This window comes from Nocardia sp. BMG51109 (assembly GCF_000526215.1).
In the GTDB taxonomy this organism is placed as follows: domain Bacteria; phylum Actinomycetota; class Actinomycetes; order Mycobacteriales; family Mycobacteriaceae; genus Nocardia.
Map to the genome: position 1 here is coordinate 2,012,094 of NZ_JAFQ01000004.1, position 19,455 is coordinate 2,031,548.

At 65.0% G+C, this 19,455-nt stretch carries 19 protein-coding genes and 3 tRNA genes; 7 read left to right on the forward strand and 15 right to left on the reverse strand.

Annotation, left to right across the window (positions count from 1 at the left end):
* Entirely contained in the window at positions 1 to 381 is a 381-nt protein-coding gene (locus D892_RS0110615; RefSeq protein WP_024801215.1) for a hypothetical protein, read from the reverse strand.
* A gap of 638 nt (positions 382 to 1,019) precedes the next feature.
* Between D892_RS0110615 and D892_RS0110620 the strand changes: the two genes are divergently transcribed.
* Together D892_RS0110620 and D892_RS0110625 are read left to right on the forward strand one after the other, a co-directional pair.
* A complete protein-coding gene (locus tag D892_RS0110620; RefSeq protein ID WP_024801216.1) occupies positions 1,020 to 1,553 on the forward strand; it encodes a DUF6879 family protein in 534 nt (177 codons plus the stop codon).
* A complete protein-coding gene (locus D892_RS0110625) occupies positions 1,550 to 2,413 on the forward strand; it encodes a helix-turn-helix transcriptional regulator (RefSeq protein WP_024801217.1) in 864 nt (287 codons plus the stop codon). The genes D892_RS0110620 and D892_RS0110625 overlap by 4 nt, the downstream gene beginning before the upstream one ends.
* A gap of 177 nt (positions 2,414 to 2,590) precedes the next feature.
* Here the strand turns inward: D892_RS0110625 and D892_RS0110630 are convergent.
* The 3 genes from D892_RS0110630 to D892_RS0110640 all read right to left on the reverse strand — a co-directional run bounded on the left by D892_RS0110630 (position 2,591) and on the right by D892_RS0110640 (position 3,610).
* Positions 2,591 to 2,663, reverse strand: a tRNA-Arg gene (locus D892_RS0110630).
* Between the two features lie 36 nt (positions 2,664 to 2,699).
* A tRNA-Ser gene (locus tag D892_RS0110635) sits at positions 2,700 to 2,789 on the reverse strand.
* 95 nt (positions 2,790 to 2,884) lie between these two features.
* Positions 2,885 to 3,610 carry a dienelactone hydrolase family protein gene (locus D892_RS0110640; RefSeq protein WP_024801218.1) on the reverse strand — a complete coding sequence of 242 codons (726 nt, stop codon included), beginning with the start codon at positions 3,608 to 3,610 and terminating at the stop codon, positions 2,885 to 2,887.
* 125 nt (positions 3,611 to 3,735) lie between these two features.
* Here D892_RS0110640 and hisC point away from each other — a divergent pair, with 125 nt between their 5' ends.
* Positions 3,736 to 4,815: a histidinol-phosphate transaminase gene (gene hisC, locus D892_RS0110645; protein ID WP_024801219.1), complete on the forward strand. Its 1,080-nt coding sequence runs from the start codon at positions 3,736 to 3,738 to the stop codon at positions 4,813 to 4,815.
* 2 nt (positions 4,816 to 4,817) lie between these two features.
* Here hisC and D892_RS0110650 read toward each other — a convergent pair whose 3' ends face one another.
* Positions 4,818 to 5,888 (reverse strand): alpha/beta hydrolase family protein, encoded by a 1,071-nt coding sequence (locus D892_RS0110650; RefSeq protein ID WP_024801220.1) that lies wholly within the window; start codon positions 5,886 to 5,888, stop codon positions 4,818 to 4,820.
* A 101-nt stretch (positions 5,889 to 5,989) separates the two neighbouring features.
* Positions 5,990 to 7,021 carry a HoxN/HupN/NixA family nickel/cobalt transporter gene (locus tag D892_RS0110655; RefSeq protein ID WP_024801221.1) on the reverse strand — a complete coding sequence of 344 codons (1,032 nt, stop codon included), beginning with the start codon at positions 7,019 to 7,021 and terminating at the stop codon, positions 5,990 to 5,992.
* 240 nt (positions 7,022 to 7,261) lie between these two features.
* Between D892_RS0110655 and D892_RS0110660 the strand changes: the two genes are divergently transcribed.
* Positions 7,262 to 7,346 (forward strand) — tRNA-Ser (locus D892_RS0110660).
* Between the two features lie 32 nt (positions 7,347 to 7,378).
* Here the strand turns inward: D892_RS0110660 and D892_RS0110665 are convergent.
* The 9 genes from D892_RS0110665 to D892_RS0110710 all read right to left on the reverse strand — a co-directional run bounded on the left by D892_RS0110665 (position 7,379) and on the right by D892_RS0110710 (position 14,853).
* Entirely contained in the window at positions 7,379 to 8,587 is a 1,209-nt protein-coding gene (locus D892_RS0110665) for a site-specific integrase (RefSeq protein WP_024801222.1), read from the reverse strand.
* A 217-nt stretch (positions 8,588 to 8,804) separates the two neighbouring features.
* Positions 8,805 to 10,499, reverse strand: coding sequence for a replication initiator (locus D892_RS0110670; protein WP_024801223.1), 1,695 nt, complete (start codon positions 10,497 to 10,499; stop codon positions 8,805 to 8,807).
* Positions 10,499 to 11,143: a hypothetical protein gene (locus D892_RS40895; protein WP_156959460.1), complete on the reverse strand. Its 645-nt coding sequence runs from the start codon at positions 11,141 to 11,143 to the stop codon at positions 10,499 to 10,501. The genes D892_RS0110670 and D892_RS40895 overlap by 1 nt, the downstream gene beginning before the upstream one ends.
* A 163-nt stretch (positions 11,144 to 11,306) precedes the next feature.
* Positions 11,307 to 11,522 (reverse strand): hypothetical protein, encoded by a 216-nt coding sequence (locus D892_RS0110680; RefSeq protein ID WP_024801225.1) that lies wholly within the window; start codon positions 11,520 to 11,522, stop codon positions 11,307 to 11,309.
* A 2-nt stretch (positions 11,523 to 11,524) separates the two neighbouring features.
* Entirely contained in the window at positions 11,525 to 11,842 is a 318-nt protein-coding gene (locus D892_RS0110685) for a hypothetical protein (RefSeq protein WP_024801226.1), read from the reverse strand.
* The gene (locus D892_RS40900; RefSeq protein ID WP_198036878.1) at positions 11,839 to 13,041 is read right to left on the reverse strand and encodes an FtsK/SpoIIIE domain-containing protein; all 1,203 of its coding nucleotides are present in this window, start codon (positions 13,039 to 13,041) and stop codon (positions 11,839 to 11,841) included. Before D892_RS40900 ends, D892_RS0110685 begins: the two co-directional genes overlap by 4 nt.
* Positions 13,042 to 13,454: 413 nt before the next feature.
* On the reverse strand, positions 13,455 to 14,084 hold the full coding sequence (locus D892_RS43605) for a DUF2637 domain-containing protein (RefSeq protein WP_024801229.1): 630 nt from the start codon (positions 14,082 to 14,084) through the stop codon (positions 13,455 to 13,457).
* On the reverse strand, positions 14,084 to 14,383 hold the full coding sequence (locus D892_RS0110705; protein ID WP_024801230.1) for a hypothetical protein: 300 nt from the start codon (positions 14,381 to 14,383) through the stop codon (positions 14,084 to 14,086). The genes D892_RS43605 and D892_RS0110705 overlap by 1 nt, the downstream gene beginning before the upstream one ends.
* Positions 14,380 to 14,853, reverse strand: coding sequence for a hypothetical protein (locus D892_RS0110710; protein WP_024801231.1), 474 nt, complete (start codon positions 14,851 to 14,853; stop codon positions 14,380 to 14,382). The genes D892_RS0110705 and D892_RS0110710 overlap by 4 nt, the downstream gene beginning before the upstream one ends.
* A gap of 1,196 nt (positions 14,854 to 16,049) precedes the next feature.
* Here D892_RS0110710 and ltrA point away from each other — a divergent pair.
* The 3 genes from ltrA to D892_RS0110725 all read left to right on the forward strand — a co-directional run bounded on the left by ltrA (position 16,050) and on the right by D892_RS0110725 (position 19,234).
* A complete protein-coding gene (gene ltrA / locus D892_RS0110715; protein WP_024801232.1) occupies positions 16,050 to 17,537 on the forward strand; it encodes a group II intron reverse transcriptase/maturase in 1,488 nt (495 codons plus the stop codon).
* Between the two features lie 390 nt (positions 17,538 to 17,927).
* The gene (locus D892_RS0110720; protein WP_024801233.1) at positions 17,928 to 18,716 is read left to right on the forward strand and encodes a GntR family transcriptional regulator; all 789 of its coding nucleotides are present in this window, start codon (positions 17,928 to 17,930) and stop codon (positions 18,714 to 18,716) included.
* Positions 18,716 to 19,234, forward strand: coding sequence for a GNAT family N-acetyltransferase (locus tag D892_RS0110725; RefSeq protein ID WP_036566906.1), 519 nt, complete (start codon positions 18,716 to 18,718; stop codon positions 19,232 to 19,234). Before D892_RS0110720 ends, D892_RS0110725 begins: the two co-directional genes overlap by 1 nt.
* Positions 19,235 to 19,455: the final 221 nt, after the last annotated feature.

Genomic DNA, 19,455 nt, shown 5'->3' on the forward strand with positions numbered 1-19,455 from the left:
TCATGCCGACCGACCTGTGTTTATGCCGAGGCCGGTGACTTCAACGCGCGAGCGGGCTTGTATCAGTACCTGCTCGCCTTCGGTGGTGATCAACTCGGCCTCGAGCCTGATCGCGTCGTCGATGCCCTCGACGTGACGCAGGTCCGGCACGATCACTCCGTTTGCCCTGGTGCGGCGCAGCGCGAGCCGTATCGTGCTCAACGGCCACAGGGCGGCCGGGTCGAGCAGGACGACCGTTTCGTCGACGGCACGGCCGAGCCGCAGACCGAGTGCCATCATTTCGTGCTCATCGCGAACGCGGTCGTCGGTCAGATCGGGCCTGATGCATCGGATCAGCAGTCGGCCGGTCGTTACCGAGATATCGCGAGTCTGGATCGTCATCGGTTCCTCCGGTGGCTGGTCCGGTTGATGGGCGGCCCGCTGGAGGTGCCATCGGACTGCTCGCTGGGGCAATCCGGTTGGTGCCGGCGGATCCATGCGTTGCCTCTCGTTGTTGGCAAGGCACCCGCCACCGGGGAGCCGGAATGGGAGTTCGTCTGAGTCCACCCGGCGGCGGGGCCAAGGGCGACGCTATGGGCGATCGATTCACCAGCGCTACAAAGTTTCTCAAAGTTTCTCTGAATCAGTGCGACGATTGACCTGTACCGACAGGTTGATGGACGATCGTGGTTGGAAGAAACCTAAGGAAACACATTGGACAGGGAGAGTAGCGATGCCTCTAAAGTTCCTCGGTAAGAGCACAACGGGTGGTCAGTCGCCGACGTTGTGGCTGAGTGATCACGGAATCTACGTCTGCCAGGGCTGGAGGACGGATGTGCCGAACGAGATCGAGATACCGCATCGGCTTCTTCAATACCTGGAGCCGGGGACGTGCCTGGGTACCCTCCTCAGGGACACCGGTCACGGCACGTTCATCCTCAGCGGAAAGCCGGTGACGGACCCGTCGGCACTAGCACAGATGGACATACCCGCTCATGAGCTGAGCGTGGAAGTCCCCGTAGGACAGGAGATCCGACCAGATGTTGCTCTATCACGGTGAGGATGCCCTTCGCCTCTTCCGTGAGAACTGGGCCGTAGCGGTCCATCTCGAACTCCAGGACACCTACACGACCCCGGAGGAAGACGAACCGCTGCGGAAGTTCCTGACCGGCGAACCGGACGACTATGCCTGGTGGTTCGCCGGTTGGGGAGACCTCGTCCGGGAACTGACCGACGAAGGCAAGACCATCCGCCGACTTCGCGTCGTCACCGAACCCCATACCGACTACACCCGGTTCGCGCTGGCAATCGCCCGGCTCAACGCGGAAGCCGGGGAAGACATCCGATACATCCCCCGGCACGGCGTCGACCCTGAACAGCTCAGCGGGGACGACTGGTGGATCTTCGACGACGATCTGGTGGCATTCAGCGTCTTTACGCCAACCGGGGCCGGTGGAGGGTTCGCGACCACGAGCGATCCTGCGATCGTTTCGCACATCCGGGCCGTCCGAGACCGATTGTGGCCGACCGGGATTCCCTATGCCGAATACGCTACGGCTGATGTTCAGCGGTGACCGACCCGGCCGGCCGAGCAAGGCAAGCGCTCGGTGAGCAGTTGCGGGAAATCCGCAAGGACGCCGGACTGACCGCCCGGGCCTTGGCCGAGCTACATGGTTGGCCACGGTCGAAGATGTCGAAAATCGAACTGGGACAACAGAGTCCCACCGAAGACGACATCCGTGCGTGGTGTCGATCCTGCGGTGCGGAAAACCAGGCGCCAGATCTGATCGCGTCGCTCCGTAACGTCCAGGCGGCATACCTGGAGATGAAGCGGATGCGCCTACCGGTTCGACAACGGCAGTCGATCAATTGGGAGGCCGACACCAGGCTCATGCGCTGGTACGAACCTTGGGTGGTGCCAGGTCTTCTCCAGACCCCGGACTACGCGGAAGCCCTGCTCACGAAAGTGCTGGAGTTCTACCACGAGTCGACGGACGATCTCGAAGCGATGCTCGCGGCCCGGCTGGAGCGTCAGCACGTTCTCTATCGAGGCAATCACCGGTTCCATTTCCTGATCGCCGAGCAAGTTCTGCACAGCACGGTCGGCGACAACGGCACCATGATCGGTCAACTGGATCGGCTCCTGGTCGCGATGTCGTTACCGCGCGTCGTACTCGGTGTTATTCCAGCCCACACCGAATACGTTGTACCGCAGTCGAACTTCTGTATGTTCGATCGCCGTAGAGTGCTCGTCGAGACGATCACAGCCGAGCTGACGATTGCTCAGCCACGGGAAATCGCACTGTACGAGAAGACATTCGCCGTCCTCGCCGAGCAAGCAATCTACGGTGCCGCGGCACGAAGCATCATCGCCGCCGCTCTCGATAGCCGCCACAACGACACTGACACGTCAGGATCGGACGGCACGCCGTAAGCAGATGGCCGACCCAAGGTGATGGAGGCGAGCAAGCTGACGCGATCAACCGGGAGCAACGGGAAGCAGTCTCCGGAATGGATCGGTTGCTGGATGGAACAGCGTTGTCGTCAGCTGGCGTCGCCAACGACACGAAAAGGCCCTTCCGCAGTGAGCGAAAGGGCCTTCTACCCGATGCGCGCCCGGAGAGACTCGAACTCCCAACCTTCTGATCCGTAGTCAGATGCTCTATCCATTGAGCTACGGGCGCATGGTCTATCCAGTTGTCAGCCCGGCGGACCGGGCTTGGCGGAGGCGAGAGGATTTGAACCTCCGGTCCCCGTGAAGGGACAACTCATTAGCAGTGAGTCCCATTCGGCCGCTCTGGCACGCCTCCTGGAGCCTTCTCGTACGAGGGCCCGGTCCTTTCGAACCGCCGAGAGGAAAGAGTACAGAGCGTCAGCTCAGGACGCAAAACGGCTGGTCGAGCGATCAGCGGAGGTGGCTGTCGAACCAGTCGAAGATTCGGGTCTGGGCGGCGACGAGAGTTTCCGCATCGTCGGAGTCCGAGGGGGCGAAGCCGGGATGGTCGGGGCGGTGGTGCAGGCCCGGATAGCTGACGAGCAGGGTGGCGACGACCGCGCGGGCGGCGGCGTCGCGGAGTTGGTCGACGTGACCGGACGGGGTGGCGGGATCGTCGTCGCCGTATACGCCCAGCCACGGCGCCTGTAGTCGGGGAGCGGCCCGGACGAGCGGGGCGGCCCGGTCGTCCAGTGCGGCCACGATGCCGGGCGCGGCCACACTGACCGCGGCGCCGATCGGCCGGTTGGTCGCCACCAGCAGGGCGGCGGTCCCAGCGGAGTCGAAGCCGAGCACCCCGATGCAGTCGCCGAACACGCCGTGCCCGGTCAACCAGTCGAAACACGCGTCGAAGTCGTCGAACAGGTCGTCGCCGAAGACCGTGTCGGTGGTTCCATTGCGGTGAAACAGGTTCGGCGCCACCACGATCCAGCCCTCGCCCGCCAGTGACCGCATCAGCTCCAGCAACGCATCGGCGAACTCGCGCGACTCGTGCAGCAGGACGATGCCGCCCCGCGCATTGCCCTCCGGCTCGATCACGGTGATGGGCACGCGAGTCGGTGCCGCCCGCTGCTCATCGTCGTCCGCCGGCAGGTCGCCGATGCGCAACGAAGCGATGTCCCGATAAATGCCCGACATGAAACCAGGGTAGTTCGCATTCTTAAACTTCGGGAGAACTCGCACGTGAGAACCGCCTACCCGAATATTTTCCGGCTGAGTCGGCACTGTAACCGAGCCCGTCCGGCACGCTCTAGGGTAGTAGGGTGACCGCTCGAATTCGTCCGGACCTCGAGTCCATCCCCGCCTACGCTCCGGGCCGCAGCCGCCCCGGCGCGGTGAAGCTGGCCAGCAACGAGACCACGCTGGGTCCGCTGCCGACCGTCGCCAAAGCCATCGCGGAGGCGGCCGAACTCGCCAACCGCTACCCGGACAACACGTCCAGCGAACTTCGCGCGGCCGTTGCCGAGTTTCACGGCGTGGAGGTGGCGAACGTGGCGATCGGCTGCGGCAGCGTCGCGCTGTGCCAGGAATTGGTGCAGATCACCTGCTCCGCGCCGACGGACGAGGTGCTGTTCGCATGGCGGTCGTTCGAGGCGTATCCGATCGTCACCCAGGTGGGCAACGCCCGGGCGGTACAGGTGCCGCTGACCGATGGGTACGCGCACGATCTCGACGCGATGGCGGCGGGCGTCACCGAGCACACCCGGCTGATCTTCGTCTGCAACCCCAACAACCCCACCGGCACCGCATACGGTCACGCCGAGCTGGTCCGCTTCTTGGACGCCGTGCCCGAGCACGTCCTGGTGGTGCTGGACGAGGCCTACTACGAGTACCTGCGGCTGCCGGCCGACGATCACCCGAACGGCGTGGAGATCGGTCGCGACCGGCCGAACGTCCTGGTGCTGCGGACCTTCTCGAAGGCGTACGGGCTGGCCGGCCTGCGGGTCGGCTACGCGGTGGGCGACCCGGAGGTGATCACCGCGCTGATGAAGGTGCACATCCCGTTCAGCGTGAACCGCCTGGCGCAGGCCGCCGCGATCGCGTCCCTGGACGCCCGGCACGAACTGCTGGAACGCACCGATCACGTTGTCGCCGAACGGAATCGGATGCGCGAGGCACTGCTGAACGCCGGCTATACGGTGCCGCCGAGCGACGCGAATTTCCTCTGGCTGCCGCTGGGCGAGCGCAATGTCGAATTCGGTGAGGCGAGCGCGGAGGCGGGAGTGCTGGTGCGCCCCTACGGCGCCGACGGCGTCCGGGTGACGGCGGGCGACCCGCACGAGAACGACCTGTTCCTGACCTTCGCCACCGACCCGGAAGTCGTCGCCCGCTTCGCGCGCTGAGTTCAGCGGATACCCAGCGCCTTGGCGATGGTCGGCCAGGCCTTCGGCAGTTCGTCGGCCCAGTACGGCCAGGAGTGGGTACCGACGTTGTGCAGGTTCACCTCGGCCGGGATCTGCATCCGCGACAGCCGGTCGGCCAGCGCCATCGTGCACACGTTGGCGGCGGCCTCCAGCGGTCCGCCGAACGGGACGGACGTGGAGGACTCGGGATTGGTCGAGGTGTCGTGCGGGCCCGGCATGCCGCTGCCCGCGGACAGGTAGATCGACTCGCCGCGCAGGCCCTCGGCGTTGACCATCACGTCGTGCGCCAGCCAGTCGGGGTCGTCCTGTTTGCCGTACATGTTGTCCGGTTCGCCGCCGTAGGTGCGCACGACCGCCCGCGCCTGCGCCTGCCCGAGATCGGAACCCATGGCGTAGCAACCGCTGTGCGCCGCCACCGCGCGGTACAGCTTGGTGTTGCGCATGACCAGCATCATCGCAGCCTCGGCGCCCATCGACACGCCCTCGACGGCATTGCGCCCGTTGCCGTCGAACTCGTTGTCGATCAGCGGCGGAAGTTCGCGGGTCAGGAACGTTTCCCACTTGTTGGTGCCCAGCACCGGATCCGGGCGCTGCCAGTCGGTGTAGTACCCGGCCGGACCGCCGAGGGTGAAGACCACGTTGACGTTCTTGTCGCCGAAGAACGGCAGCGCATGGCCGCGCTCGACCCAGTTGTTGTAGTCGTTGCTGGCGCTGCGACCGTCGAGCATGTAGAGGGTGGGGCGTGGGGCGCGCCGATCGGCGGGCAGGAGAACCTGCACCGGAACGGTGCGGCCCATCGAGGGCGACTTCACGAACACCCGAAGAAAGCGGTCGGTGATCGGCTCGATGCGATCGATCTCCGCCACCTTGGGCGGCTGGGGCTCGGCCTGAGGCTGCGGCCCCTCGGCCGATCCCGATTCGGCCGGCGGCTGGTGCGCGGGCGGCGGCGGATCGGCGGCACCGGGCGCCACAGAACCGACCGCACCGAGGATCAGTGCAGCGCAGGCGATGGCGGCGCCGGTCAGCCGACGCCGTCTCCGGCGACGAACCATGGCCGTTATCCTGCCAGAGCTTGGGGGCGACGTCGAAGTTCGTCATGCCCAAGTTGCGTGAATCGTGACACGGCCATAGGGGTTCGAGTTATCCTCGCGAGTCACTCCGAGGCCAGGTCGCGCTGCCAGCGCCGCTCGACCCCGGTGAATCGCCAGACCACCACGGCCACCACCCAGGTCAGCACGAACAGCCCGACGATGATGAAGCCCAGCTCGCCGAGGTCGAGGTTGCCGATCCAGGCCACGACGCCCGACTCCACGCCCAGCTTCTCGACGAAGATCGAGATCAGCTCCTGCCCGCCGATCAGCAGCGCCACCGCGACCGACAGCCCGGTGATCACGAGGTTGTAGTAGATCTTGCGGATCGGCCGGGCGAAGGCCCAGTCGTAGGCGTAGCTCATGAACGAGCCGTCCAGCGAGTCGAACAGCGACATGCCGGCCGAGAACAGCACGGGCAGCACCAGAATCGCGTACCAAGGGAGCCCGGTCGCGGCCGCACCACCGGCGATCACCAGCAGGCCCACCTCGGTGACGGTGTCGAAGCCCAGCCCGAACAGCAGCCCGACCGGATACATGTGCACCGGCTTACGCACCATCCGCACCGCCGGGCCCAGCACCCGATTCAGGGCTCCCCGTGAGTCGAGCGCCTGCTCCAGTTGGTTCTCATCCAGATCGCCGCGGCGCATCCGCCGGAACACCCGCCAGATCGCGATCAGCGACGCCAGGTTCAACAGACCGATCAGGATCAGGAAGGTGCCCGAGATGCTGGTGCCCCACAGCCCGGTCCACTGTTGCAGCCCTGAATCGGAGTCCTCGAGATTGCCGGCGAGAGCCCGCACACCCAGAGCGAGAAGGCCGACCAGGATGAACACCACGGAGGAATGCCCGAGCGAGAACCAGAACCCGACCGACTGTGACCGAGCCCTACCGTTGTCGGCCACCAACTTTCGCGTGGTGTTGTCGATAGCCGCGATGTGATCGGCATCGAACGCATGCCGCATCCCGAGCGTGTAAGCAGTGACTCCCAGCCCCACCCCGAACACGGCCCCGTCAACCGGATGATGCTGCGGCACGACCAGCAACAGCAGCACACCCCAACCGACAACATGCAGTACAGCGATGGTGATCGCCATTCCGACAACGCTGCGCACCCGACACCTCGCTCCGTACCGATCGAACTGATCAAAGGTACAGGTCCGCCTTCCCCAGGCACGCCGGGTACATCGGCCGATCGAGCCGTGACCACCCTTTGCGCGGCGCTCCACACCACCGACCGGCCCGCCCCACACCACCGGCCAAGGGCCCCCGCCGAACAACCGATTCGGCGTCCCACCCCGATCCCCAGTAGTCTGGGATCGCTCCACACGGAGCAGGGTGGGTTGCCCGAGCGGCCTAAGGGAACGGTCTTGAAAACCGTCGTGGTTCACGCCACCGTGGGTTCAAATCCCACACCCACCGCAGGTCAGCAAGGCTCTCGGCGCTCATGGGACTCAGGCAGTCCGCAGTTCGTCCGCAGCAGTCCGCGCGCCAGCGTCCATTCCCTCAGCCACCGCATCCAGGTCGTCCGGGAACAGATGCCCGTAACGATCGAGGGTCAGGGTCGCCGTCTTGTGGCCCAGCATCTTCTGCACGACCTTGATATTTCCCCCGGCGCTGATCGCGAGGGACGCCGCGGTGTGCCGGAGTCCGTGCGGCACGACGCCCTTCAATCCCGCCGCCTCGACGGCCTGGTCGAACACCCACCGGAATTCGGTCGACTCCAGATATCCGCCCTTGCGACTCGGAAACACCAGCGCCGAAGGTTCACGACCCTCCAGCAGATTGCCGAGTTCCTTAACGAGCACGCTCGGAACCGGTACCTCGCGAGTGGTGTGGTTCTTCGTGTCGGACTCCACGGTGCCCTGGCCCCGCACGAAGGTTGCCGAACGCGCGATGCGGATACGCCGCCTAGTGAAGTCCACATCCGATGTCCGCAGCGCTGTCGCCTCCCCGAACCGGATTCCGGTGTAGGCGAGCGTCAACACGAGAGGCCGGAAACGACCGGCGGCCATCGCCAGCTTCAACACCTCGAGGTGGGTGAGGTAGCAGCGTTCACCGGAGACCATCGTGGGCAACTCGACATCCGCCGCCGGGTTGGTCGCGAGTCGCTTGGACTTGATCGCGAACCGAAGGACCTGGGTGAACACCTGGTAGCACTGGAGCACCCGCGACGCCGACAGGCCACGTCCCTCGAAACGGACACTGCCCGACTCCGACAGGGTGACGATCCACTCTTGAATGTCTTCGAACTCGATATCCCGCAGCGGCACCTCACCCCACCGCGGCAACACGAGCGTATCCAGCAGCGACCGGTACCCGCCTACCGTCTTCGGCTTACGAAGTTTCTTGGTCGCGTACCACTTTTCAGCTACCACCTGGAACAGCACGCCGCTACGGTCCGGATCGACCCAAGTTCCCGTGACCACTTTCGTCGTGACATCACCGTCCAGGAACTTCTGAGCCTCCACCTTCGTCGCGAACGCTCGCGCCCGTTCCACGCCGTTCGGGTCGACGTAGCGAGCACGCCAGCGCTTGCCCTTGCCGTACAGCTCCGACTTCGCCCGCTGCCGAGACTTCGCACCCGTGACCGGATCGACCACGGTGACCGTCTTGTACCAGCGATCTTCGACCCCGGAGCGCGGATTGCGACGGCCAGCCATTACGCCGCCTTTCCGCCCCGGGCGGTGCACCGCTCCTGCTCAGCGATCCACTCGGCCACTACCGACCACTTCCACACTCGCCGCCGCGGACCCATTAGAAAGCTTTCCGGGCCGTAGCCGACATGCGCCCACCACCGCCAGGTAGCTTCGGGGATCCCGGTCCGTTCTTCTAGCTGCTTTGCCCGTAGATAGATCTCGTTGTCAGTCACATCGACTCCTATGCCGCATCATGGATTGCCGAAGTTTCTTGCGCCCGTGACGGATTGGCCGCCATCCGAGCTTTGAGGTATTCCGCGCGCCAGCGGGACCGCTTGGAGATCGCGCCCATGATCAGGTGCTCACGAAGGGGCCGGTCCTTGTCGCCTGGCTCGACCGGCGTCACCTTCAGGTGCGAGGTGTCGGGCTTGACGATGCCGACTTCGGCGAGGAGTTGCCGAACGAATTCGGCTCGGTCGGCCTTGTGGTCCGGGAGCGTCTTGCCAGACCAGCGCCGCGACACCAACACCCGACGACCCGGCAACCCGAGAGTGTCCCGGCGATGCGCCTTGCCCTTGCAGCGACCCGGAACGGTCTTGTCGGTGGCTCCGCGCGGGACGATGCCGTACTCGAGCCAGATCGGGCAGCGGGGCGAGCAGGGCACGTTCTGAAGTTCGCGGTGCAAGCGGTCGTAGTGCTCCGCGGCGCGGTCCGAACGCGGCTCCACGATTTCGCTGATGGACTTCACCAGGTACTTGGTGACGTAGCCGATGGTCTTGCCCGCCTTCTCCGGCACTACGCCTTTGATGTGTTTGCGGTCCATCTGCACGCCGAACCGGACCGTGTGCGCAGGCTCGAGGTCATCGACCGAATCCAGGATGTCCAGCGCGTCATCCCAATAGGTCAACGGCCGGCCGTCACCGGGATCGATGAAGGTGGCGCGCTTGTGGTCCCAGATCGGTTGGTGCTGTCCGCCGTAGACGCGGTTCGCCGGATCGAACCGAGGCCACCACACCTGGTGATACGTCGCCGCAGTGACCTGTTTGAGGATGTCGCGGGAGATCGCGCCCCGGATCAGAATGTGCAGGTGCGGCGCACCGCGCTTCTGCGGTTCCACGGTCGCGAAATACTGTGCGTCCCAGCCGATCGCGCGCCGCAGGTTCTGAATCCACCGGTCCACCAGCTTGGAGAAGTGCACGATATCGCGCGCCTGCCCGGCGTAGTCGTAGCTGCCAGGGTTGACCGGAGAGCCGTCCGAGCACGGCTCGCCCTGGTCGCTGGTCGCGCCATCGGAGTTGATCCGACCGTAGGACGGCATGGTGAGCGTGACGAACATCGACGGTTGGTGCTTGCCGTCGAACACCTTGCCGATGCTGCGCTTCTCCACCTTCTTACGAGGCAGATCCGGCACGTCCTGACGGCGACGAGTCGACCGCCGACGCCGATCCTTCCCCACCGCATCCAGAGCCGGGAGACGGCCACGCAGACCGGTTTCCCGCAGTTCCTCATCCAGACCCGCCACTGCCTCGCGGAGGGTCGCGGCCATATCGTCGTTGCCGTCCTCGACTGCGGTCCGGTAGTCCGCCGCCAGGTCCGCCCGTTCGGCGAGCAGCTCGGTTTGCCGTTCGGTCGGATCGGTCTTGTACTCCACCGGCTCAGCGGCAGCATGCCAGCCCTCCCGGCACTGCGCGATCCGCAGGGCGCGATGAGCTTTGGCGCAGGCCGAGCACACCGATTCGATGGTGGACTTGCACGGTGCGCCCTCGTAGGTGACGGTGCCCGTGCGCGGGTCCTCCACCCGCATCGGGATCGGGCGTTGGCACACGTCGAACTTCTCGGCGGTGGCTTGCGCGATCTCGAACAGGTTCGGCATGGCCCGCCGCTGCGCAGCAGTCTCCCGAGCCGGAATGTCGTCAGTGGTGGGTTCGGTGGTCATCAAGCAGCCTCCCTCCCGGTCCGGTCGGGACCTTCGATATCGGGCAGGGTGATGGTTTCTGTGAGCGAGTCCGACTGGCGCAGAACCAGTTCCATGACACTGGGACCGGCGACGGTGGCGCGGCAGGCGTGGGCGCCGAAGGTGTGCGCGATCCGCTCGACGCGGTTGTTGTAGTCGTCGGGGCACTGGCCGGGCAGCATCCGCACCCGCAACCGATCCAGCGTTTCCCCGATCTCCACCCCGACCAGGCGCGGCACCCGCACCGACTCGTCATCGCGCATAGTCAGGTGACAAGCGTGCAGGCGTTTGGTCCACAGTCGGCGGTAGCGCCACCAGGCCAGGAACCGGGCGCGTGCCCGCGAGGTAACCCACCGCTCGAACATCTCCGGACGCCGCCGACGCCAGAGCATGATCCCCGCGATGAACACCCCGACCACCACGACACCCACACCCCAGCCCCACACCACACCCACCGCCACCGCAAGCACGAAAGGCAGCGTGATCACCGGGAACAACGCCGCCCACCACACCGCGACCAACGCCACGCGAACGACCTGCCACACCAGCTCGAGCAGCGCACTCACGATCACATCGCAAGGGTCGCGAGGTTCGTTGTAATGCAACGTGTTTCGTTCACGGTTCATCTGCTCTCCCCCTCCGCGACGAACAAGCTCAGCTGTCCGGCGCAGTCCCACCGCGGCACATCGGGCAGCTTCCGGCGACGGACCTTCGCTTCGCGTACCTGGGCAGCCGCCTTCGCGACAATCGGATTCACCGGCCGCTGCGCCTGGCCCCTACTCGCACCGGTCATGCCGCCCAGTCCCCGCCGCCATCGAGACCGGCATCCCAGCCCGGCATCTCTCCGGTTTCCGCCCACAGATGCACTGCGGTGGTGATCGGGTCCAGGCCGGAGCGTTCGTAGTGGCAGCGGCGGCGGGAACGGATATCGACCACAGCGTCGATCACGTCCTCTTCCATCCGCAGAGCTGCATCGTGGTAGTCGTGAATATCGTTGCGAGACATAGCTACTCCTCGATCTCTGAGTCGTTGATGCCGCACACCGAGCAGACGCCCGAGCGGTCCTTACCGGCCAGCAGCCGCCGCCGAGGTTCCGGGAACCGGTGCCCGTGTTCGGCGCATTCGGCGAGCGCGACGCAGCCGTCGCAGAGCACCTTGTCCCCGTCGTAGACCCACCCGACCCCGGCACCACGACGGGTGATGTAGGTGATGGCTTCGTTGACCGAGGCGAAGCACAGCTGGTCGTAGGCAGTTTCGCTGTAGCGGTCCCCGCAGCCGTCGCAGAGGACCACCACATGCGCTTGCGTGATGAACCCGGAGTTCATGCCGCCTCCCCCAGGTCGCCACCGGCCGACTCGTCGCCCAGGTCATCGGGATCGAAGCCCGTGTAATCCTCGCTGGGTCCCGTGATTTCCGGTGCCGGAGAGTAGGTGTCCACGATGTCGTCGGCCTGGTCGTCGCTGATCCAGAACGCGCGCACCCGCACGAACGCCGTCGTGCCGTCCTCCCCCACATAGCCGACACCGGGTGTGTGCTCGGAGATCTCGTCGCAGCGCGCACCCCGAGCACGGGAGCCCTGCCCGTGCACCATCGTGGTCTGGGTCGGCTCGTCCAGCCGCAGCCCGATCCGGACCGGAAACAACTGCCGGTTGGGCATGGTCTCCTTGGACGGGTCCTGCAACGCCGCCACCACCGAGACCCCCGCCGCGCGGCCCTTGGACAGCAACAGCCCGGTCAGTTGCCGGAAGTTCTCCTGATCGGCGCGTTCCGCGTACGACGACAGCGACGCCGCCTCATCGATGATGATCAGGATCAGCGGCTCATCGGCGGTCGGGACGAGCTTGCGAATTCCGTTGCGGCGCATCCGCACCAGCCGCTCATCCATCTCCGACACGGCCTCTTCCAGCAGCGCGAGAATGGTGGGCGCGGTGGTGGCGAACCGGGTGAACAGCTTGTCCTCACCGCGGCCGAACTCCGCACCACCCTTCGGGTCAGCCATGCGGACATCCACCAGCTTCGCCCGGATCGCAGGACCCAGACCGGCCAGGATCGACCACAACACCGAGCCCTTGCCCGATCCGGTAGCACCGGCGAGCAGGATGTGGGCGTAGAGGATGCGCAACTGCCAGAGTTCGCCGTCTTCGCGGAACCCGACCGGGACCGCCTCCAAGTCCACCTCGTTGGGGACAGCGGTCGACCGCGTTGTCGACGCCGCGAGAGTGTCATGCACTCGCACTTGAAGACGGACCCAGCCCGGAGCAGGTGACGAGGCAGTCACCCGCGGCACCCCCAGATACGCGGCCAACGCATCCAAGGTCTTGTCCTGCGTCCAATCCGAGAGGGACTGGCCGCCCAGCATCAGCAGATCCACCGTCAAGCCGTGCCGGTCGTAGTCCCACCACTCGACAGTCGGGAAACCCTTGTCGACCGACCCGAGACGCAGGTCGGCGAACATCCGCCACGTGTAGCCCGTCACGGCGATATGCAGGACCGCTGTGCGCAGCGCTTCCGGAGCCTCAGCCATGATTTCGGCGATCGGCCGCGGCGTGCTGTGCGCAGGCAGGCGACGCCACAGACACATCCGAGTGAACAAGCCAGCCGCACCGGCCGCAGCAACGGCGTAAGGCACCATATCGACCACGGTCATCGCACGACCCCCTCGAACGAGCCGTTGCCCAGCTCGCAGAACAGACGGCAGCCATCGGTGGCAACGGGCGGAGCCGAAGGCTCGTGGCAGAACATCAAACATTCCGGAACCCGTTGCGGCACAGTAGTTTCCACCGGAGCAGACACCACGGCCGGGCGGACCGGTTCCTTGCGGGACTCATGGTCCGGGCCGAACATCAGGAACCCGGCGGTACCGAGTCCGGCCACGGTCATGGCACCGGCAGTGATCAAGACACTCTTCGTGTCATCGGACAGTGGTTTCATCGAAGATCAACCCCCAGCGGGAGACGAGAACAGTGCCTCTTGCTGCACCGGACGCGGAGGACGAATAGGCCGCACCGGAGCCACCGGGCGAGGCCGCGGCATCGGCACCACAGCAGGCACGTGGGCCACCGGACGAGACTCCGGGGCAGGCGCGGGAACCGGAGCCGGTTCGGGTGCAGGCTCTTTCACCGGCTCTGTGACCGGATCGGGAGGCGGGGTGGAACGCCGCTGTTGTGCGGCCCGGAACAACACCGCGAGCCCATGTGTGTCGACCAGCAGCGAAATCGGGGCGATAGCCGCGACGAGCGCGCACGCCCACGGCGGAAGCGGCTTACCCGCCATCGCGGCATGAATGCTGTTGCCCGCCACCGACACCAGCGCCCCGACCACCAGAACCCAGGTGAAGAACCGCCGCTCCGCCGACTTCGCCAGCACCAAAGCGCCGGCAGTCGCTTGCACTATGGTGCCGTCGATGATCACCGGGAACAGCCACGCATCCGACGCCGGGATATGCGCCAGCACGGCGAGGTCCCGCAACGTGGCGAAGGACAAGCGGAACGCGGCAGCGCCGACGCCCACGATCACCACGACCGCGAACACCCGCGCTGCCAGCATTCCCCGCTCAGGCGTGAACATCACGCAGCCTTCCCCACCTCATCGACCGCAGCCGAAACCGCCTCGTCCACTGCACAATCGGCAGCCAGACGCACCGCGGCGTCATGCAGCATCAGGACTTGCGGGAGCGCCTCAGCGATAGAGCGCGCGTCCTCGATCGACAAGCCCATCGTCGCGTTACCGGAGTCGGTCTTGAGCCGGACCAGCACACCCGGATCGACCACACTGCCCCAGTCGGAACGCCGCTCCGGCCGGTACTCCACCTCGACACCGGCGAAGCCCGTGCTCATCGAGCTGATGTATGAGGCCATGGCGATCACGCGGCCTTGTCATCACGCGGACGCGACGCGCCGATGTTGTTCGGAGGCTGCTTCGCCCCCGAGTTGTCGCCCTTGATGCCGGTCGCGCGGTACTGATAGCCCAGGTACTTGAACTCGCCCTGACCCATCACCTTCGGCTCCGCGGTCAGGCCCTCCAACTCGACCATCCGCCAGCCCGTACCCGGAACGATCTCCTCCGTCGACGGAACCGGCTGCACCGGTGCGATGAAGATGACTTCGAAGCTTTTCCGCTTCGCCTTGTCCTCGTGCGGATCGGTCACCGTCGCCTTCCACAACGGGTTGCCCGTGCCCTCGCCGGTCTTCTTGTCGATGTCGAACTCTTGCTCCGGGATCGACCGCGGATCCGGGTTGTACTTCGTCAACGGCACGATCTCGCTGTTCAACACCAGCCCCTTCGGGAACGCCTGGTTGAACTCGATCGGGAACCGGAAACCCCTGTTGATCGCCATGTTCTCGTACTCCTTCTGACGTTGGTTCCAACTGGCTTAAGCCAGAGTAGCAGTGGCTCAAGCCAGTTGCAATGCTGGCTTGAGCCAGTCGAACGGCGGCCAGGACCAGCGACACCCCCGACCGAGCCCGGAGGACGAAGGAGGAGACGTGTAGCGCAAAAGAAAATGGGCCTCCGCGCAGATGCGGAGACCCATTGAATTCCAGAGATGTTGTCAGCCAGCAGGTTTAGCCTTACGTGCCCAGTATGGGACGACATGCGATTTATGACCCGCCGACACAAACCGCGACGCCGAACGCGCTTCTAGCAAACTTCCATACGGCCCCCACACGCCATTGGGACATGGCCCACCATGCTCACCGCAACTTCCGCCCAATGTCACAATGGCCCATTGAGTGTACATTTCTTTCCATTCATCAATTTGCAATGACCAACCGCCTCTCATTAGCTGACCAGACAAGCAATTCAGTAGCTACGCCGAGGGTCCGGCTTCACGTGACCCGCCTCGATCAAAGTCCGCCACGCCGAATCCTTGCGTGGGCACTCGTCAGTTCTGCATCCGCGATGGCGCTGCATGATCTTGTGAGGTGCGCCACGAGGCGCTGTTATCCATATTGGAGGTGGAATGACTCCGAAGTGATTGTGTCGCAGCACGATTGCTGTAGCTGAGGGCAGCCTGGTCCGGGAGACGCCGGGGAGGGTGGGAGCAGCCCTGACAAAGCCGGGACGCGTCAGTACTGCCGAATGGTGTGGGTCCGGCAAGCGTGGGACAAAGGTAGACGCGAGAAACCAGTGGTAGAAGCCCCTCGAGGTTATGCGCCGGCTCGAACTCGGTGGATATGGGCCGGATAGCGGTGCGCACCCGTCGCCTGTGAGGGCGGCGGGGAACTTTTCCGTCGGTGTCTCATAGTCCGGCGGGGAGGTCACGGTGAAGGTCTGCGGCGTAGCCGTGACGATGCCGCAGGGGTAGAGCTGGCTGCCTCCTGTCCCGAATGGATGACAGTGAACGTGGGAACCATCCCGTCTCGCCCACCGCACACCGCTGCCAGCGGTGTGCGGTGGGCAGGCCCGTCGTCGGCTGGTGGGGCGTGGGTGGGGCGGAGGGGTCGTAGTAGTCGGAGGCCGGGAGAGCCGGTCACAGGGCGAAGGACCCCAGTGGATTTCAGCGGAGAGGGGCTGTAATGGCCGGAGGCGCTTGTGAATACGGGTGAATCGTGGCCGGACTTCGACGAAGCCTGGTCGCGAGTACGGCGGATGCAGGCCAAACTGCACTGGTGGGCGATCCGGGATCCGGGTCGCGTGTTCGAGGATCTGCACAATCTGGTGAGTGATCCGGCGTTTCTGGTGCATGCCTGGGAACGGGTGCGTAGCAACAAAGGTGGCCGAACCGCCGGGGTTGATGGGGTGAAGCCTGCCTCGATCCCGAGGAACTCGATGGTCTTGTTGTCGCGGCTGCGAACGGAGTTGAAGGACCGGAGCTTCCGTCCGGACCGGGTCCGGGAGAAGTCGATTCCGAAACCGGGCAGCACGGACAAGAAGCGCCGGTTGGGGATACCGACCGCAGGCGACCGCATTGTTCAGGCGGCGTTGAAGTTGGTACTCGAGCCGATCTTCGAGGCGGATTTCCAGCCCGGTTCCTACGGGTTCCGCCCGAATCGTCGCGCTCAGGACGCGATCGCCGAGATTCACTTGTTCGGCAACCGGGGTTACACCTGGGTGCTGGAGGCCGATATCGAGGCGTGTTTCGACCGGATCGACCACACGGCCCTGATGGACCGGATGCGTCACCGGATCAGGGACAAACGCGTTCTCGCCCTGGTCAAGTCGTTTCTCAAAGCAGGAATCCTCAGCGAGGACGGCATCGACCGGGAAGCGCTCACCGGAACCCCGCAGGGCGGGATTCTGTCGCCTTTGCTGGCGAATATCGCCCTGTCGGTGCTCGATGACCACTATCAACACAAGTGGGATGCCTTCTCTGCCGGGAAGCCCTCGCCGAACGCGGGCTGGCAGGGACGGCAACGAGAGCGCCGCAACGGGGGCGCGACCTACCGGCTCGTCCGCTACGCGGACGATTTCGTGGTCCTGGTCAACGGCGAGAGACACCACGCCGAACAAGCCAGGACCGAGGTCGCGGACATTCTGGCCCCGATGGGTTTGACCCTGTCGGAGCCGAAAACCCATGTGGTGCACATGGATACCGGGTTCGACTTCCTCGGCTGGCGCATCCAGCGCCGGACGAAGCCGGGCACGGTGAACAAGGCAGTGATTCACACCTATCCGTCGAAGAAGTCGCTGGCTTCGATCATGCGGAAGGTGAAGTTTCACACGCGCAGATCCGCACCCTACAAGACGTTGGCCGACATGCTCTTTCACCTGAACCGAACGGTCCGGGGCTGGTGTCTCTATTTCCGACACGGTGTCTCGTTTGCTACCTACCGCTACCTGCAGCACTACACGTGGGTTCGCGCCATGAGGTGGCTCTACAAGAGACACTCGCGCCTGAGCTGGCGCAAAGTGCTTCGCCGGTATTGCACCCCGGCTCCGATGCGCCGCCCAGCAGAGAACGGGATCGTGCTCTATAACCCGACCGACACCGGAATCGAACGCTACCGGTGGCGTGGCTACACCATCCCGACACCCTGGAGCAACGCGGCACAACGTCTGGCGACAACCACGCCAGCATGAATTCCATGGAGAGCCGGATGCGGTGAAAGCCGCACGTCCGGTTCGGAGGGCGGTCACGGGAAACGGAACTGCGGCAACGCAATTACCGCGCCCGTGATCGACCCTACCTTCATCAATACTCAGCGGATGTTCAGGAGCCTCATGCGGCCACCCGTCCGGCCAGTACCGCATGCCCACGCGGCGCTGACGATCCCGCTCCGCGCGCCACTCGGCCTGCACTCGGTCCACGATCGCTTGGGCCGATGTCTCGTCCGGCTCAGCCTCCCTCCACCAGTCGAATCGGGCCATGTCACTCCTGCCGTAGTCGCATCATGTGGCTTAAGCCACCTCAGTGTAGCGCTGGCTTGAGCCAGCCTCAACACTGGCTTGGACCAGTAGTAGGGTGGGGGCATGACACAGCCACCCAGGACACCGCAAGGAAGCAATACGGCCAGTCGGCAAATCGCCGCCGCACTCCGCGCCGCCATCGAATCCGGCGAAATACTGCCCGGAGCCAAGCTCCCCTCCGAACGAGAACTTGCCGCTTCACATAAAGTCGCGCGAAATACGGCGAGAGAAGCCATTCGCCAGCTCGCCGAATCCGGTCTGGTAACCGCGAAACATGGACGTGGCGTTTTCGTTCGGAGCAAGCCGCGGCTGATGCGTTTCGGCCAAAGCCGCTACTCCAAGAAGCTCCGAGAAGAGACCGGCATTTCACCGTTCCACGCCGAAGTGCAGGCCCAGAAACGCACCCCTAACGCCGTCCTCACGGAAATCGAGCGAGTGGTCCCGCCACCTCACATTGCCGAGCGTCTACACGTCGACCCCGACAGCGAGAGTGTCGTACGCCGAGAAAACTGGTACTTCGCCGACTCGGAACCGATGCAGATCGGAGTCACCTTCATCCCCTGGGAGATCGCCAAGGACTCCGTACTGGCAGTCAGCGACGACCTCGGACCTGGGGACCTGTACGCGCGGTTCGAGGACAAAGGGCATCTCATCACGTACACCCGTGAGGAAGTCACCGCCAGGATGCCGACACTCAAGGAAGCCCGCGGTTTGATGCTGCCTGACGGTGTACCGGTCCTCGTGGTCCTGCATACTGGCTTGGACCAGGACCTTCACCCGTTCGAAGTCACGGAGTTCACCATGCGAGCCGATTACATGGGCCTCGACTACACCATGCGGGTCGACGACTGATGAACCCAGCCGTCCGCCCGCGTGAAGGCACCGACCTCACCGAACTCGCCAAGGTGCTCGTTCGCGTACACGCCCAGGACGGCTATCCAGTCGAAGGGGTCTCCGCCCCCCAGGCTTGGCTCACCCCACCCCACGAACTCGCGGCCTGGACCGCCTTAATCGATGATCGGCCCATCGGCCATATCTCGCTAACCCAGGCCAGCGAAGACGACGACGCCGCCAACCTGTGGCAACAGACCACAGGACGCAGCCTCACCGAGCTAGCCATCTTGGTCCGTCTATTCGTTCACCCCGACTACCGCGGCTCCGGTGCCGGAACCCTCCTCATGACCACCGCGTACGAATACGCCACAGCCCACGGCCTCGCGATAGCGTTCGACGTAATGCTCAAGGACCGCAACGCAATCCGCCTGTACGAGAAGATGGGATGCCAGCGGATCGGCACAGTCACCCATACCCACAGCGACAACCAGGCCGAGCCCGCCGCCGTATATGTCGCGCCGAGCCAACCGGACTGATCTGCGAACGCCGACCGGTACCGCAACTCGACGGCATGGGCCTTATCGCTTCCGGGTTTCGATCGCTCCTCACGGATACCGCGGAGTACTGCCGAATTCAGCCATACAGGATCAAGGGCGGCGCTGGCGCGCCGCCGAGCGGCGCCGCCACGCGGCGCCGCGCAACCGCCGGCCTACGCAAGCTCCGGCAGGCGGGCACGTCGGGCGCGTCGGCGCCGCTT

Excerpts from the sequence above, each read along its gene's own strand:
- D892_RS0110620 (WP_024801216.1), top strand. The coding sequence starts at position 1,020 with ATGTTGCTCTATCACGGTGAGGATGCCCTTCGCCTCTTCCGTGAGAAC.
- D892_RS0110725 (WP_036566906.1), top strand. The coding sequence starts at position 18,716 with ATGAACCCAGCCGTCCGCCCGCGTGAAGGCACCGACCTCACCGAACTC.
- D892_RS0110665 (WP_024801222.1), bottom strand. The coding sequence starts at position 8,587 with ATGGCTGGCCGTCGCAATCCGCGCTCCGGGGTCGAAGATCGCTGGTAC.
- D892_RS0110640 (WP_024801218.1), bottom strand. The coding sequence starts at position 3,610 with ATGTCGGGCATTTATCGGGACATCGCTTCGTTGCGCATCGGCGACCTG.
- D892_RS43605 (WP_024801229.1), bottom strand. The coding sequence starts at position 14,084 with ATGTTCACGCCTGAGCGGGGAATGCTGGCAGCGCGGGTGTTCGCGGTC.
- D892_RS40900 (WP_198036878.1), bottom strand. The coding sequence starts at position 13,041 with ATGGCTGAGGCTCCGGAAGCGCTGCGCACAGCGGTCCTGCATATCGCC.
- D892_RS0110710 (WP_024801231.1), bottom strand. The coding sequence starts at position 14,853 with ATGGCGATCAACAGGGGTTTCCGGTTCCCGATCGAGTTCAACCAGGCG.
- D892_RS0110685 (WP_024801226.1), bottom strand. The coding sequence starts at position 11,842 with ATGAACTCCGGGTTCATCACGCAAGCGCATGTGGTGGTCCTCTGCGAC.
- D892_RS0110655 (WP_024801221.1), bottom strand. The coding sequence starts at position 7,021 with ATGGCGATCACCATCGCTGTACTGCATGTTGTCGGTTGGGGTGTGCTG.
- D892_RS0110615 (WP_024801215.1), bottom strand. The coding sequence starts at position 381 with ATGACGATCCAGACTCGCGATATCTCGGTAACGACCGGCCGACTGCTG.
- D892_RS0110650 (WP_024801220.1), bottom strand. The coding sequence starts at position 5,888 with ATGGTTCGTCGCCGGAGACGGCGTCGGCTGACCGGCGCCGCCATCGCC.
- D892_RS0110680 (WP_024801225.1), bottom strand. The coding sequence starts at position 11,522 with ATGTCTCGCAACGATATTCACGACTACCACGATGCAGCTCTGCGGATG.
- D892_RS0110670 (WP_024801223.1), bottom strand. The coding sequence starts at position 10,499 with ATGACCACCGAACCCACCACTGACGACATTCCGGCTCGGGAGACTGCT.
- D892_RS0110720 (WP_024801233.1), top strand. The coding sequence starts at position 17,928 with ATGACACAGCCACCCAGGACACCGCAAGGAAGCAATACGGCCAGTCGG.
- D892_RS40895 (WP_156959460.1), bottom strand. The coding sequence starts at position 11,143 with ATGAACCGTGAACGAAACACGTTGCATTACAACGAACCTCGCGACCCT.